Consider the following 13757-nt stretch of genomic DNA (forward strand, 5'->3'; position numbering starts at 1 on the left):
AATTTTTTCTGATATTTCTTTAATCCATTCTGCTAATCTTAAATAGTTTTCATATGTAGGATCTTCTTGTGCTGCTGCATTCAAAATTTTATGTTTATTTATTCCAACGCTGTTATACATTTTGTTTTCCCCTTAGCTGTTGAAATTACCCCACAAGACTTGTAGGGTAACCCCTTATATTTTTAAAGCTTTAACTTGGTATTTCTAAATTATTTTCTCTTGCATAATCTATAACCATTTTCTTGACTGGTTCTCCACTAAGAGAATCTAAACCATGTTCAATAGCTCTTAAATAAGTGTCATAAATTGTAGTCCTTTTAAACTTACTATCTTGATTTTCTTTTACTATCCTTTCAAGTTCATCAGGACTATACTTATCTATCCTACTATTTATGTTATGAAATCTTGTCCTAACTTTAGGTATAAACGCACTTACATTATTTTTATGTGGTTTATAATCTTCTTGAATTGCTTTTATAAGAAAACCTACAATACTTTTACAATCTGTATTTTTAGTAATTATTAATTTTTCTTCTAAGTAATCTAAATCTTTATTAGTTTCTTTAAAAGCATTATGTATTTTTAAAACTTCTTCTTCTGATAAATCAAAATAAGATTTTATCTTATCAACAACAACCACATCATTTTCTATAGTGTTGTTATTTTTATTTTTGTTTTCATTTTTATTTTGTTTTTTGTTTTCTTTTTGTCCACCTATCGTTGGCGTATCGTCAACGTATCGTAAAAATGTTTCTTTTATAGTTTCATTTGGTATACCTTCAGCTACATATTTTATAAGGCTTTTATCTTTAACTTTTGGTAATTCGCTATTTATACAATCTAAAATAGGTTTGCCACCTTTAATTAAGTTGTACTTCCCCCAGTTTCTTATTGCTATTTCTCTTGTATCAGCATTATACTTAATTAATTTATGCAATTTTTCAAATCTCTCTAATATCGCTGAAACTGATTCTGTACTGTATCCTAAATCAAAAGCTATCTGTCTTTTGGTTACTGCATAAATACCTATTTGAGTAGTGTATGGATTACTTAGAAGATATAACATTGCGTATCTATCCTCTGCACTCATTTCTTCTGTAACCTTTGGATCCTTCCAAAAATCAAGATATATATATCTGTATTTAGCCACTTAACTCAACTCCCTCTGTTGTATATATTTATTTCTTAAGGAAGAGAATTAACTCTGCCCTACTTTTGTTAATTTGCTATTTGTATTTTTTCGTAACCTTCACATACTTTGTCATATTCTGTTTTAGTTAAGCCACTAACTTCTTTATTAAACTTTTTAAGTACTTGTTCTTTTACTTTATCTGCTCCAATTCCTTTTTTGTAAGCTATCGCATAGAGTCTTTTAATTTGATTATCTGTTAGTTTTGGATTAGTCCATTTATTATCCGTACTTAAATTAGTTATATTATCTTTATTTAAAGGTTTTGCATCAGCATCATCTTCATCAGTTGGAAGCCCTAAAAACTTCAGTAAAAAATATCTTTCATTGTACGTCATCGCAGTTCCTACTGCTTTAGCTATATCATCAGTTTGTTGTCCTATACAAACCCATGGAACAGTTATTTTATCTTGTGGATTTTCTGCATTTATCCATGTATAATTCATTTTCATAGTTATTATAAAATCAGTTTTCTCAGCACCATTTTTAGTTTTATAATTGTGCTTCTCCCACTTCATAGTTTCATAATCAACTTCTGGTATTAATAGCACTCCTAACTCGTCCATTTTCCCTTTTATAGCTCTTAATACTTGTGAACCACTAACATATTCATATCCAATATAGTTACCGCTACCAGCTTTGGTATCTTTACTAAATCCAGTAATTCCTTTTTTAACTTCTACTAATTTTTGATGAATGTTTAATTTATCACTCATTTTCTATCACCTCTATTTTATAGTTAAGCTTGTCCCTGTCTTTAAAGTAACTCCTGGAATTACTACACCTTCTTTTAATTCTGCTAATATTGCTTTTTTATCTATTGTTATTGTTATAGCTTCTTTTTTATATTCTTTTGGAATACTATCTTCTGCTAAAACTTCCACTGATCCAGGCAACTTTCTTAAACTTATATTTCCTAAGCTTGTACTAATTTTCTTTATATCAGCTTCTTCTAAACACTCTTTTGTGTATTTCTTTAAATTCTCAACCTTGTTTTCTTTTGATTTTTTTAAATCTTGCAATCTTTTTATCTCTGCTTTAATTACCTCTATATCTGATTCTAAATTTCTAACTACTAGAATTATTCCAGTACCTTTTGTTTTTATCTGTTCTTCTATTATTGCTTTTATTTCTTCTATTTGCTCTGCTTCTGCTTCCATAAAATCTATTTCTTGTAACTCTTTTAAGTCACTTGTTAACTCATATAATGAATTCATTACAATTCCCCCTAATTTTATGTTATAATTAATTATCAATATTTTTTAATTGGACCTGTGCAAAGGTCCTTTTTTTATATAACTCCAAGATAAGGTATGTTATCATTCATAGCTTCATATAAAATGTCATATTCCTTTGTATCATCTTGTAACATATCATTTATCTCTTTTAATTCATCTTGATACTCTTTCAATTGAACTTCTGCCATTACCTTTGCAGCTCTCCAATACTCATTATTTTTAGCTTCATACGTATCTGCTGTATTAAGCCAATCTAAATAGTTTTCTCTTTCAAGTTCACACATTTTTATGAACTCTTTCTTACTTTCAATTTTAGCTAACTTGTTTTTTATAATTTTTTCTACTATCCAGTTACTCATTTTTCTCACCCTTGTTCGTATAATATTTTTTCATTCTTCTTTTTCTTGCACATGGTTTACATTCATATCCAAAACCATTTTTATAATTTTTATTTACATAAAAGTTCTCTGAATTAGCTTCTAGTATCTTTTTGCAGGTACTACATTTTTGATAACCATATTCTTGTAATGTACCTATTACAAATCCTTTTCTGTGTACAAAGTTATAAAGTTGCTGAACATCCATGTTAAATTTATTTGCTATATCCTTTACATCATTAAAAGGATTTTCATACATTTCTTTTAGTTCCCATAACTTTTCTTTAGTTAATTTCATATCTCTACCTATCTAGTAAAACCTTTTAACTTTCCATCATGTATAATGAAATATAGACCTAAAGTCTTAAAATACTCACACTGTTCAAGTGTTATGCTTTTTATATCAACTATTTTTAAATCCATATCTTCTCCCCCTAATTTAAGCTCTTCTCAAGTTCTTTCTTTAAAGCTTCAACATATTCAACTGGCTTACTGGCTATAATTGCTTTTGCCAACTCATTGCACATAATATCTTGAAACTTATCCATATTTTCCGGTGTAGGATAATTACAAATTACAGTGATTTTCTTTTTAGCCATCACCTCACCCCCATATAAATACTTATGTTTATAAAAATTTGTCCTATTCTAAATCTTATTTAACTAGTTCATCTATTGTAATTCCAAGATGATTAGCTATAGCTTTTACTGTATAAACTCCTGGATTTAAATTCTTACCCTGTGTAATTTTATATATGTTACTTACTGGTATATTCGCTTCTTTTGCTAACTTATGTATGCTTATATTTCTTTCTTTCAATAATCTTTTTATTTTGTCATTTATTTCCATTTTTTACTCCTTTTGATATAATTGTTATATGGAATATTTTCCAAATATCATCTAGAAAGGAAATGAAACTTTGAAACACTATTATTTCAATAATAATGTAGATACTAATGGTAGACATGAAATTCATACTGAAGATTGTGCTTATTTACCTTCTGTATTAAATAGAACATATATTGGTTATTGTTCTAACTGTAATGAGGCTCTGCAAAGAGCTCAATCACAATATCCTCTTAAATCATTTGATGGTTGTTATTGGTGTTCTAAGTCATGCCATAGAGGTTAATCATATATCAATAGGTTAAAAACCACTTTAACCTATTGATATTAATCCATCTTTATAAAAAACTTTCTTTACCTCTTCTATACAAAAATCTATCTCTTGTGTCGACATACTGTTCTTTATTGCAAAGTCCAAAACTAAGTTAACTAACTCTGAATTTCTTTTTTCTATAGAGATCCTTTCTTCTTTACTTGAATACACTCTTGAATTATTTTCCATACCTCTTCCTCCTACTTTTCAATTCTTTGCTCTTCTTTAAATTTAGGTAACTTATCTTGTAATTCTTGTTTTGTTACAGGTACGCCTACTAACTTAACCAAAACCCTAGTTCTTGGAGTACTAAACCATGTTAATCCATCATCATTCAAATGTTTTTCAAGTTTTAAGAAAGCCATTCTCTTACTAGTTGCTTTTTGATATAATTTAAAATCCTCATGTCCTTCTAGATATACTAGGTATAAACAATCCCCAACTTGACTATCTAATTTTACATTGATTAAATTATTAACAGTTACATCTAATGCTTTTGCTAAGTTTTCAACTTCATCAAGTCTTATACGGTACTTAACACTCTCGATATTACTTAATCTACTTAGTTTTATTCCTGCTTTTTTAGCTAGTTGTTCTTGTGTTAATCCCAACGTTTTTCTTCTATCAACAATGTTTATTGCTATATCGCAATAAAAGTCATATCCTATTCTTTCTAAAATACTATCTCTATAAAATCTCATATTAAATTACCTCCTAATTAAAAGTTATTTCTCTAACGTTATCTGCAACTAAATGTAATTGCATATTTTTAAGTTTTATATCCTGTTCAAGTGCATAAGGTAATCTATAATTACTAACTATCTCCATAGCACTATCAAACTGACATCTTTTTATTGCTTCATATCTATTTACATCAAATTCTCTTTTAATTTGATTTTGAATATCTGAATAAACCTTACCTCTCAAAGAATTATCATTATATGCTGGAGTCTTATATCCACCTAATGCTTTAGTTCCTATCTTTCTAACAAGTGCTTGTAATTCTTTACATTCCACTTGGAAAAGAGGTATATCTCCTTTAAAATCTTCAAACTCATTTTTTACTTCTTCTATCTTATGTTCCTGTTCTTTTATTGCTTTGAATTGTAATTCCAATAGCTCCATAGGACTTAATGGTTTAACTTGTTGTTTCAATTTATTTTCAAGTGCTTCTATGTACTCTTGTGTTTTATGTCTAACTAATGCACTTTCTTTATTTAACATCTGCATTATTCCAGCTTTGTTCATCTTGTAACATGGTTGGATTTTATTTTGACTATTAACATATGTTGACTCGGAAAAATTTCCGTTTCCTTTTATTCCTACATTTTCTAATACCTTAATTTCTCTTCTTATGCTTTTTAACATGTCATCATGTTTTTTAACTATCTCATTACCTTCCTCTAATCTAAATTTGTTTATCAATTTAACTACTTCTAAACTTGTCATTGTTGCTTCTTGATTACTTTCAATTACTTTAAAACTTTGATATAAACTACTATTCATTTATTAACCCTCCTATATTAAACAATTTCTAAAACAGAAATTTAATCTGTAAAAAAATTTTCTATTTTGCACTCAAATAATTGTGATAGCTTAGGCAACATATCTGCTTTCATTAAATATTCACCTATTTCATATTTAAAATATGTTGAAGCATTCTTAAATCCAAGCTCTTGTGCAACATACTGCATAGATAACCCTTTTGATTCCCTTCTGTTTTTTATAAAATCATAGTCTATTCTTTTCATCTTTATGTCACCTCATTTCTATTTTAGAAATTCTATATTTATATAGTACCATTTCTATTTTAGAAATTCAACAAGTTTTTTATTTTTATTTTAGAAATTTTATATTTCTATAACAGAAAAACATGCTACTATATTTCTATAATAGAAAAATATGATTTGAGAGGTGAATTTTATGAATATAGGTGGAAGAATTAAGTATCTTAGAGAAAAGCTTGATATGTCACAAAAACAATTATCAGAAAAAGCTAAAATAAATACAAGTGTTATGAACAGAATTGAATCAGGTGAAAGACCTGTTAGAGATGATGAATTAATAATTTTTTCTAAAATATTTGATGTCTCTACTGACTATATTTTAGGACTTACAGACGAGAAAAATCCTAAAAAAGAAATTAATAATGCTACAACTATAGCTGCTCATAGACTTGGGGATATTGAACAGCTTCCAGATGATGCAATTGATGAAATAAATAACTATATTGACTTAATGAGATTAAAATATCTGAAAGATAAAAGATAAAAAATAAAAAGGTGGGAATATTATGGGAATATTTGACTTCTTAAAAGTTAAACCTGTAAAAAAAGATTTTAATTCTACTGAATTTGTAACTAATGGTGAGTGCGATACGTATTCTGGATTTTATTTAGATTCAAATTACGTCACATGGAAAGAAAAGTATACAAATTCTAATACTCATTTCAGCAATGTTGTATTTTTAGATTGGATTAATCGTACAAAATTACTAAAGGATTCTTTTGATCATTATTCTAAATTTATTTCTTATGATTTAGATATAAAAAATCCTATTAAAAAATATAAAGATTTTATAAAAAATGGATATTTACAGAAGGGATCTTTAGAATCAGTCTTAGAGACATATAAAGCTGCTGATTTAAAAGAAATACTACGTGAAAATAATCTTAAGTTATCAGGTAAAAAAACAGAACTCATATCAAGGATAATTTCAGAGGTTAATATAGAAAATCTAAAGCCTTATTTAAATGATAATGTTTATGAACTTACTCAAAAAGGATTAGATTACATAAATAAATATAACTATTATGTAACTCTTTATAGTTATAGAAATTTCTGTATAGGACCTATTGAATTTGATAGATGTCGCAGTACATTTAATAGCAATTCACCTGACTTTTATAAAGTTATGATTAAAATTTTAGATGCTAGAATACATTTATTTGAAGAAAAAAAATCTTATGGGCTACTAAGAAATACATTTCATAATAAAAGTATTATAATGAAAGATTTAGGTTTATTTGACGAGCAGTTTAGATATCTAATTTATGTCTCATACATGGATCTTAGTGGAGTATGTAACTCCAATCATATATATAATTATAAAGATATGATTTTTCCTCCTGGTATAGCTAAATCTCTTTTCAATACAAAAGATTATTTTAATCTAAATTATGTTGATGAAGCATTTAATATAAAACTCCCTTTCCGCTATTTTGAAAAGGATACTTTTATACAGATAATAAATGATATACTCGAAGGCAAAACTGTTGATTTTGATAGATATAAGAAATATGCTAATTTAAAATCTAAAAAAGTTTTTAATGAAAAATAAATATATTATTAGGGAGGGAATATGGACAAGTTAGAAAAACTTTTACAAATTGTCTCTGATGAAAACATTATATTACACTATGACGATTCTCTTCCTTATCAATTGGAAGGTTTGTATGTAAATATTAAAGATATTGGTCCTGCTATTTTTCTTTTAAATAGACTAAAGCAAAATAAATCTAGACATATTGAGATATTAGGAGAAGAGTTAGGTCACCATTTCACAAGTGTAGGCGATAGTATTTGTAATGCTTCTACATATAGAGACAAATTAAATATACTTAAATGTGAAAAGCAAGCTACTGATTGGAGTACTAATTATATAATCACAAATAAAGAACTAGCTAAAGCTTTAGAACATGGATGCAATTCATTTTATGAAATATCAGAATTTCTAAATGTTAATGAACATATAGTAAGAGATAAATTTGAGTACTTAGCTAGAAAAAGTAGTCTGGGCTATATTCAGTTAGGTAGTTATAAGGTTATACTCACTAATCTGCCTAATATTTATCTGTATAAAGAGTTATAGGATTTTAGGGTGTAGTAATTTTTCAAATATGACGGAGAAAAAGGATATATATGTAGCATTTAAAAATTATGATAGCAATAAAAAACTAATTTGCTTAAATTATTTGAAGAAAATAATTGTACCGATTTATACTATATAACTTACTCAAAATCCTTTGATAAAATAATTGATATGTTTAAAAAAGAAAACTTAACAAAAGAAGATTAGAATACTATAGGAAAGCTTGGTGTGTCATCAATAGAAGAAATCAATAAGGAGAACATCAATAGCGCTTAAAAGGTTCTAAATGGTTTAACCATAAAGCCTTTTTCCATTAATTATTTATATGATCCTAAAATAAAAATATAAAATTAAAAAGCTTTTGGGGGTAATTAAAAATGAAAAAACAATTAAAAACTTTAGGAATGGGATTAGTGTTAGGAACTACATTGATGACAATGGTAGGATGTTCAAGCACAGAAAGTGGAACAAGTAATATTACTTCAAGAGAAGATGAAGTAAACGCAATGTTAACAGAAGTTGTTAGTAGCTTAGGAAAAGAAATAGATTTCGGAGAAGCATATCTTAATAAATATATGCAAGAAATGTCTGAAGAAGAATATGTTGTAACTATGACAAATGAAATTAATGGGGTAGTTAGAGAAGAATTATTCATTAATGAAAATAACCCAATAGATGTTAAAGAAAGTGAAATAAACGACGATTCTCTTAATCTATTAATAGAAGCTGAAATATTAAGTGATATGCAACATCTTGAAGATAAGCAAATAAAAAATGATATTAATAACGTTTATGAAGAAACTTTAGATGAATTTGCTGTAGATGGCGATGAAGGTATAACTTTAGATGAAGCACGTCAAATATTAGAAGACTACGTTGCGGAAAATTATCCAGAAGATTATTATTCAGAACCATCTGGAGATAATGGAAGTGTAAGACGTGTAAACGTTTATGATTCAGAAGGTAACTATATAGAGTCTGTAGAATTTGAGTATCTAACAGAAGAAATAACAACAAAAAAATATAGATAATAAAAGATTTCAAAGGATTTATATAAATCCTTTGAATATAAAAAATAAAAATAATAAAAAAATATTTGGAGGTAAAATAAAATGAAAAAACAATTAAAAACTTTAGGAATGATAATGGTTATAGGAACAAGTATAATGTTTGCGACAGGATGTAGTAGTACAACTACAACAACACAAAATAGTAATACCGAAGTAATTAAAAATGATATGGATAAGGAAAGAGAAACAGTAAAGGACTTATTGACAACATCTGAAGAATTATATGATGAGATTGCTAAAACGTTACAAGAATTAGAAGATCAAAGTTTCGACACGCTTAAATTAATTGATGAGCTAAGTGAGAAAGCCATAGAATTAAGTAAGAATATAAAAACATATCTAGATAAAGAAATATGGACTGAGGACAGTATAGAATATAAAGCTTTAAATGAAATGCAAAAAGCTCTTAAATTAATGAGAGACGGATTACAACAAGAGATAGTATATCTAGAAGACGATAAATATTCTAGTTATAAAAAATTCACAGAAATTATAATATCATCTAAAGAACATTATGACAACTACAAAAAAGAATATAAAGAAAAATTAGGTATAGTTGTTGAGAAAGAAAAGAAAGACGAGAAAAAAGAAAGTAAAGATAAAAAAGAATCAAAAACAGCTATATGTTATGATTGTGGTAAGTATTATCCAGTTGATAAGATGACATTCAATGGTAGAAGTTATCATTGTGGATGTAATAATAAATATTGTGAAGAATGTAAAAAAGAAATACCATATGGTAAAGAAATAACTGTTGGTGATAAATGTTATTTGTGTAGATCATGTTATAACAAATCTCAAGATAAAAAGCAATATACTTGTGGAAATTGTAGTGATCCAATAAAAGAGAATGAAGGTTATAAATTAGATGGTGAAGTATTGTGTGAAGGATGTTATAACAGAATAATGCATAATAGACAAGAAGAATCATCTAATGATTCATGGACATGTCCAAACTGTGGTAGAGTAAATCATGGCGAAGTTTTATGTGATTGTGAAATGGAATAAAAAATAAAAATAGTAGTAAATAAAGAAAAATATGAAATGTTAAATAAAATAGACTTAGCAACTAAAAATAGAAAAGAAATAGTATTAAACATTAAATCATAATGTATTTCACAATTTTGATATATTACGAATCAAAAATAAAACAGTACTCATTAAAAAGTACTGTTTTTCTTTGTTTGAAGCCTTGTATTTAGTTTTTTATCTAAAATTATAACTTCCCAATCTACTTAAATTACTATGTTTTACTTATATGGCACTATAGTAAATATTTTTAAGTACAAAATTAATAAATGCATTGAATATTCATTTTAACTATTTTTTTAGCATGATATAATTATCATGAAAGGTGGTTTTATAATATGAGGATTGCAATTTATTCTAGAAAGTCGGTTTTTACTGGTAAAGGTGACTCTATAGAAAACCAAATACAACTATGTAAGGAATATGTTAATTTGCATTATCCAGGGGAAAATAGTATAGAAATATATGAAGATGAAGGCTTTAGTGGCGGAAATATTAACCGACCTAAGTTCCAAGAACTCCTAAAAGATGCTAGAGAAAAGAAATTTGACTGTCTTATATGCTATAGATTAGACAGAATTTCTCGTAATGTTAGTGACTTCTCTACTCTTATAGAAGAACTTAATGACTTGAAAATATCTTTCGTAAGTATTAAGGAACAGTTTGATACATCAACTCCTATGGGAAGAGCTATGATGTATATTTCTTCTGTATTTGCTCAATTAGAAAGAGAAACTATAGCTGAACGCGTTAGAGATAATATGATAGAACTTGCTAAGCATGGTAGATGGTTAGGTGGTACACCTCCTCTTGGATTTGACTCTGAAGCAATGGTTTATATTGATGAAGAGATGAAAGAAAGAAAAATGAGTAAATTAAAAGTTAATAAAGAGGAAATTGAACTTGTAAAAACTATTTATAGAAAGTTTTTAGAGTTAGGATCTATACATCAAGCAACAGTTTTTCTTCAACAAAATCGTTTATGTGGTAAAAGAGGTAAATTATTATCTGCTTCTGCTGTATCTAAAATTATAACTAACCCTGTTTATGTAAAATCTAATGACGATGTTTTAGACTATTTAAGAAGTATAGACATACAAGTTTTTGGACGAAAAGATGGATATGGAATACTTACATATAATAAAAGAGATAGTAAGTTTAACAAAAGAGATAAAGAAGAATGGATTGCTGCTGTATCTAAGCACAAAGGAATCATTGAACCTAATGACTGGCTATTAGCACAAAGATTACTAGATAAGAATAGAGAAAAGAGTAAAACATTTAGACTAGGCACTTCAAGTAAAGGTCTTTTTTCTGGTCTAGTAAGGTGTGCGAAGTGTGGTTCTCCTATGAGAATAACTTATGGTAGAAATAATAAGCACTATTATACTTGTACTAGAAGAGTACAATCTAAAAATGCTCTTTGTGACAATCCTACTGCAAGTGGTCCAGATTTCGATAAAGCTGTACTTGATAATATAATGACTGTAGATACAAGTAAATTCTTAAATGGATTAAATAGTAATAGTAAAATCATAGAAGATGACAAAGAAAAAATAAATAAAATTAATACAGAAATAAATAATAAGAAAAAACAACTTGATAAATTAATTGAAAATATGGCTCTGTTTGATAGTGATGTAACTGATATATTAGCTGACAAGATAAATGCTCTCTCAAGGGAAATAAAAGAGTTACAACTACAAGTGAATGAAGTCGCTTGCACTGTAGAAGATGCAACTTTAGAAAATAATAATTATGAATTGGTAATTAATACACTAGATAAATTTAAAGATAACTTTAATAGCATAGAAGAAATAAAAACTAAAAAAGCTTTATTGTCTATGCTTATTGATGAAATTCGTTGGAACGGTGATACAACAGAAATTGAGATTGATTTCTGGGGAAGTAAAAAAAAAGTGTAGGGTCCAATGACTCTACACCTATTTTGAATGATATGTCGCAATACTATAAACCTTGCATGACCAGTGTCAAGAAGTATGATGTTTTCCGCAAATTCATGAAGAGCATATTGCTGACAAACTTTTATATCAAGTTTCTTTTCATTTCTAAGTTCTACTGGTAAAGGTATAACTGCAAAACCATTGTCTTTTAACTCTTTTTGTATCTCTTCACTTAAGCTTTCTTTTAATAATTTCATCGAACCACTAAATGCCCCAAAATCACCATTAGCTCTTTCACCTATCATGTCATTTACGCCACATCTTGCTGTAACACTTACCCTTCCTCCGAAAGAAGGACATCTTAGTACACACATTGCACATCCATTTCCATACTTAGTACAATTACCCATAGGACCTGAAGATCCTGTTGTATCTACAAAACTATCTCCCTCTACTCTTTCTCCATCTTCCAATATTACGGCCTTTAATATGTCACCGTCACAGTCCACGTCCACAACCCTACTCATTATTCTAACTTCAATACCCATGTCTTTTATAAGCTTTCTTACTTGTGGTTCAATTTTCAAAACATTATATACTGTGGCATGATCATGCCCTGGAAAATTTACGTTTTTATGAGTTGCATTTTCGTCTGTTAAAGTAAACAATTCACTTGCACCTAAGCAAATTGCCTCTTCACATGCAGTATATCTTCCGTTATTTCTCATTATTCCACCAACATTACCTAGTCCTATCAATAAATCTGTTTTTTCCAAAATGACTACTTGTGCTCCAGCTTTTGATGCACTTATTGCAGCTGCACAACCAGCCCAGCCACCACCTATTACTACAACTTTTGCCATTTAAATCCCCCCTAGATTATTTAAGATTACTTAGAAATTCTCTTCCATTCATCTGAGCTTTACAAGTCTTTATTCTGCAATTATTTAATCTCATAGTGCAGGCTCCACATATTCCTTCTCCGCAACAAATTAAATTATTATTTGGGATTGCAAATTTTATACTATCATCAATGCTATCTACTAATTGTAAAATAGACTTATTAAAATATATTAATCCACAACTATAAACAAAACTAATATTGTTATTTCTTATATAATTTATTAAAATTTCTTTTTTATCATCTAAATTGAAAAGCTGAATATTTACTCCCATGTCTTTTATTTTTTCTTCCATAACTTCTAGTCTTTTACCTTTTTCATTTATGAATACTTCCACTTCATTGTCATTTCTAATTAGTCTTTTTATAACTTTTAATGAATTCACTTGAGATAAGCCATCTAACACTACAAGGCATTTGTCGAACTGATTTGATTTTATTTCTTTTAGTCCAAAAATCCCATTAAAATAAGGAGCCTTTACAATTAATTCATCACAATTTACTAAAGGCTTTGTTTTTATTCCTCTTGGAACTACTACAACTTCCAAAATATTATTTTCTTCATCTACATCCATTACAGAAATAGGTGCATTAAAAAATCCGCTATCTCTATTCTTATCTTTCAAAAATACATAAGAACCTGGCTCGAATAAATCTTTTATTAAGAAACTAGGTATCTTAATTTTCAATAGATAAATATTATTTTCTATTTTTTTGCTTTCTATTATTTTGCAAAGTACTTCATGTCTTTCTTCTACTGGTACTATTTTATTGTGTTCAAGTTCATTGTAAATACAAACCCCCTGCCATTTACACTCACAAGTCTTTTCACCCCTAATTAAAGAACATTTGATGCAATCTCCACTGTGAGCAAGATGACATGGGCAATATTTTCCACCTGCATCAGCACAAAATTGATTATTTTGTCTCTCCATTTTTGTCCACTTCCTTAAAATGATATTTTAAGCTATAATACTAATTTATTAATTAAATAAAAATGAGTGACAGAAAAAAAGAAG

General features: G+C 27.8%; 19 protein-coding genes and 1 pseudogene. 7 read left to right on the forward strand and 13 right to left on the reverse strand.

Annotated elements, in window-relative coordinates:
• Window positions 1-190: 190 nt before the first annotated feature.
• The 7 genes from NSA58_RS07470 to NSA58_RS07500 form a co-directional block, all read right to left on the reverse strand.
• Window positions 191-1150 (reverse strand): cyclic nucleotide-binding domain-containing protein, encoded by a 960-nt coding sequence (locus NSA58_RS07470; protein WP_257560336.1) that lies wholly within the window; start codon window positions 1148-1150, stop codon window positions 191-193.
• A 68-nt stretch (window positions 1151-1218) separates the two neighbouring features.
• Window positions 1219-1905, reverse strand: coding sequence for an ERF family protein (locus tag NSA58_RS07475; RefSeq protein ID WP_257560337.1), 687 nt, complete (start codon window positions 1903-1905; stop codon window positions 1219-1221).
• A 12-nt stretch (window positions 1906-1917) separates the two neighbouring features.
• A complete protein-coding gene (locus NSA58_RS07480) occupies window positions 1918-2406 on the reverse strand; it encodes a siphovirus Gp157 family protein (RefSeq protein WP_257560338.1) in 489 nt (162 codons plus the stop codon).
• A gap of 74 nt (window positions 2407-2480) precedes the next feature.
• Entirely contained in the window at window positions 2481-2786 is a 306-nt protein-coding gene (locus NSA58_RS07485; RefSeq protein WP_257560339.1) for a hypothetical protein, read from the reverse strand.
• A complete protein-coding gene (locus NSA58_RS07490) occupies window positions 2779-3102 on the reverse strand; it encodes a hypothetical protein (protein ID WP_257560340.1) in 324 nt (107 codons plus the stop codon). Before NSA58_RS07490 ends, NSA58_RS07485 begins: the two co-directional genes overlap by 8 nt.
• 136 nt (window positions 3103-3238) lie before the next feature.
• The gene (locus NSA58_RS07495; RefSeq protein ID WP_257560341.1) at window positions 3239-3403 is read right to left on the reverse strand and encodes a hypothetical protein; all 165 of its coding nucleotides are present in this window, start codon (window positions 3401-3403) and stop codon (window positions 3239-3241) included.
• A 55-nt stretch (window positions 3404-3458) separates the two neighbouring features.
• Window positions 3459-3653 carry a helix-turn-helix domain-containing protein gene (locus NSA58_RS07500; protein ID WP_074079297.1) on the reverse strand — a complete coding sequence of 65 codons (195 nt, stop codon included), beginning with the start codon at window positions 3651-3653 and terminating at the stop codon, window positions 3459-3461.
• 70 nt (window positions 3654-3723) lie between these two features.
• Here NSA58_RS07500 and NSA58_RS07505 point away from each other — a divergent pair, with 70 nt between their 5' ends.
• Entirely contained in the window at window positions 3724-3936 is a 213-nt protein-coding gene (locus NSA58_RS07505) for a hypothetical protein (protein WP_074079296.1), read from the forward strand.
• 27 nt (window positions 3937-3963) lie between these two features.
• On the opposite strand, the gene NSA58_RS07510 is transcribed toward NSA58_RS07505, so the two are convergent.
• Genes NSA58_RS07510 through NSA58_RS07525 form a run of 4 tightly spaced genes read right to left on the reverse strand, consistent with a single transcriptional unit; the run spans window position 3964 to window position 5714 of the window.
• Window positions 3964-4152, reverse strand: coding sequence for a hypothetical protein (locus NSA58_RS07510; RefSeq protein ID WP_074079295.1), 189 nt, complete (start codon window positions 4150-4152; stop codon window positions 3964-3966).
• A gap of 11 nt (window positions 4153-4163) precedes the next feature.
• Complete coding sequence (locus NSA58_RS07515) at window positions 4164-4664, reverse strand: helix-turn-helix domain-containing protein (RefSeq protein ID WP_257560342.1); 501 nt, start codon at window positions 4662-4664, stop codon at window positions 4164-4166.
• Window positions 4665-4677: 13 nt separating this feature from the next.
• Window positions 4678-5469: an ORF6C domain-containing protein gene (locus NSA58_RS07520; protein WP_257560343.1), complete on the reverse strand. Its 792-nt coding sequence runs from the start codon at window positions 5467-5469 to the stop codon at window positions 4678-4680.
• A gap of 41 nt (window positions 5470-5510) precedes the next feature.
• Window positions 5511-5714 carry a helix-turn-helix domain-containing protein gene (locus tag NSA58_RS07525; RefSeq protein WP_257560344.1) on the reverse strand — a complete coding sequence of 68 codons (204 nt, stop codon included), beginning with the start codon at window positions 5712-5714 and terminating at the stop codon, window positions 5511-5513.
• A gap of 172 nt (window positions 5715-5886) precedes the next feature.
• Between NSA58_RS07525 and NSA58_RS07530 the strand changes: the two genes are divergently transcribed.
• The 6 genes from NSA58_RS07530 (at window position 5887) to NSA58_RS07555 (ending at window position 11858) form a co-directional block, all read left to right on the forward strand.
• Window positions 5887-6234 carry a helix-turn-helix domain-containing protein gene (locus tag NSA58_RS07530; RefSeq protein WP_257560345.1) on the forward strand — a complete coding sequence of 116 codons (348 nt, stop codon included), beginning with the start codon at window positions 5887-5889 and terminating at the stop codon, window positions 6232-6234.
• Window positions 6235-6256: 22 nt separating this feature from the next.
• Complete coding sequence (locus NSA58_RS07535) at window positions 6257-7303, forward strand: SAP domain-containing protein (RefSeq protein ID WP_074079291.1); 1047 nt, start codon at window positions 6257-6259, stop codon at window positions 7301-7303.
• Window positions 7304-7324: 21 nt separating this feature from the next.
• Window positions 7325-7834 carry a hypothetical protein gene (locus tag NSA58_RS07540; RefSeq protein ID WP_257560346.1) on the forward strand — a complete coding sequence of 170 codons (510 nt, stop codon included), beginning with the start codon at window positions 7325-7327 and terminating at the stop codon, window positions 7832-7834.
• 377 nt (window positions 7835-8211) lie between these two features.
• Window positions 8212-8865, forward strand: coding sequence for a hypothetical protein (locus NSA58_RS07545; protein ID WP_257560347.1), 654 nt, complete (start codon window positions 8212-8214; stop codon window positions 8863-8865).
• A gap of 81 nt (window positions 8866-8946) precedes the next feature.
• Complete coding sequence (locus NSA58_RS07550) at window positions 8947-9912, forward strand: hypothetical protein (RefSeq protein ID WP_257560348.1); 966 nt, start codon at window positions 8947-8949, stop codon at window positions 9910-9912.
• 359 nt (window positions 9913-10271) lie between these two features.
• The gene (locus NSA58_RS07555; protein ID WP_257560349.1) at window positions 10272-11858 is read left to right on the forward strand and encodes a recombinase family protein; all 1587 of its coding nucleotides are present in this window, start codon (window positions 10272-10274) and stop codon (window positions 11856-11858) included.
• Between the two features lie 146 nt (window positions 11859-12004).
• Here NSA58_RS07555 and NSA58_RS07560 read toward each other — a convergent pair.
• Together NSA58_RS07560 and NSA58_RS07565 are read right to left on the reverse strand one after the other, a co-directional pair.
• Window positions 12005-12700 (reverse strand): annotated as a pseudogene (locus tag NSA58_RS07560) (FAD-dependent oxidoreductase); the annotation flags it as partial.
• 16 nt (window positions 12701-12716) lie between these two features.
• Window positions 12717-13673, reverse strand: coding sequence for a sulfide/dihydroorotate dehydrogenase-like FAD/NAD-binding protein (locus NSA58_RS07565; RefSeq protein ID WP_074079284.1), 957 nt, complete (start codon window positions 13671-13673; stop codon window positions 12717-12719).
• Window positions 13674-13757: the final 84 nt, after the last annotated feature.

Origin of the sequence: Terrisporobacter muris (genome assembly GCF_024621905.1) — a bacterium.
GTDB classification, from domain to species: domain Bacteria; phylum Bacillota; class Clostridia; order Peptostreptococcales; family Peptostreptococcaceae; genus Terrisporobacter; species Terrisporobacter muris.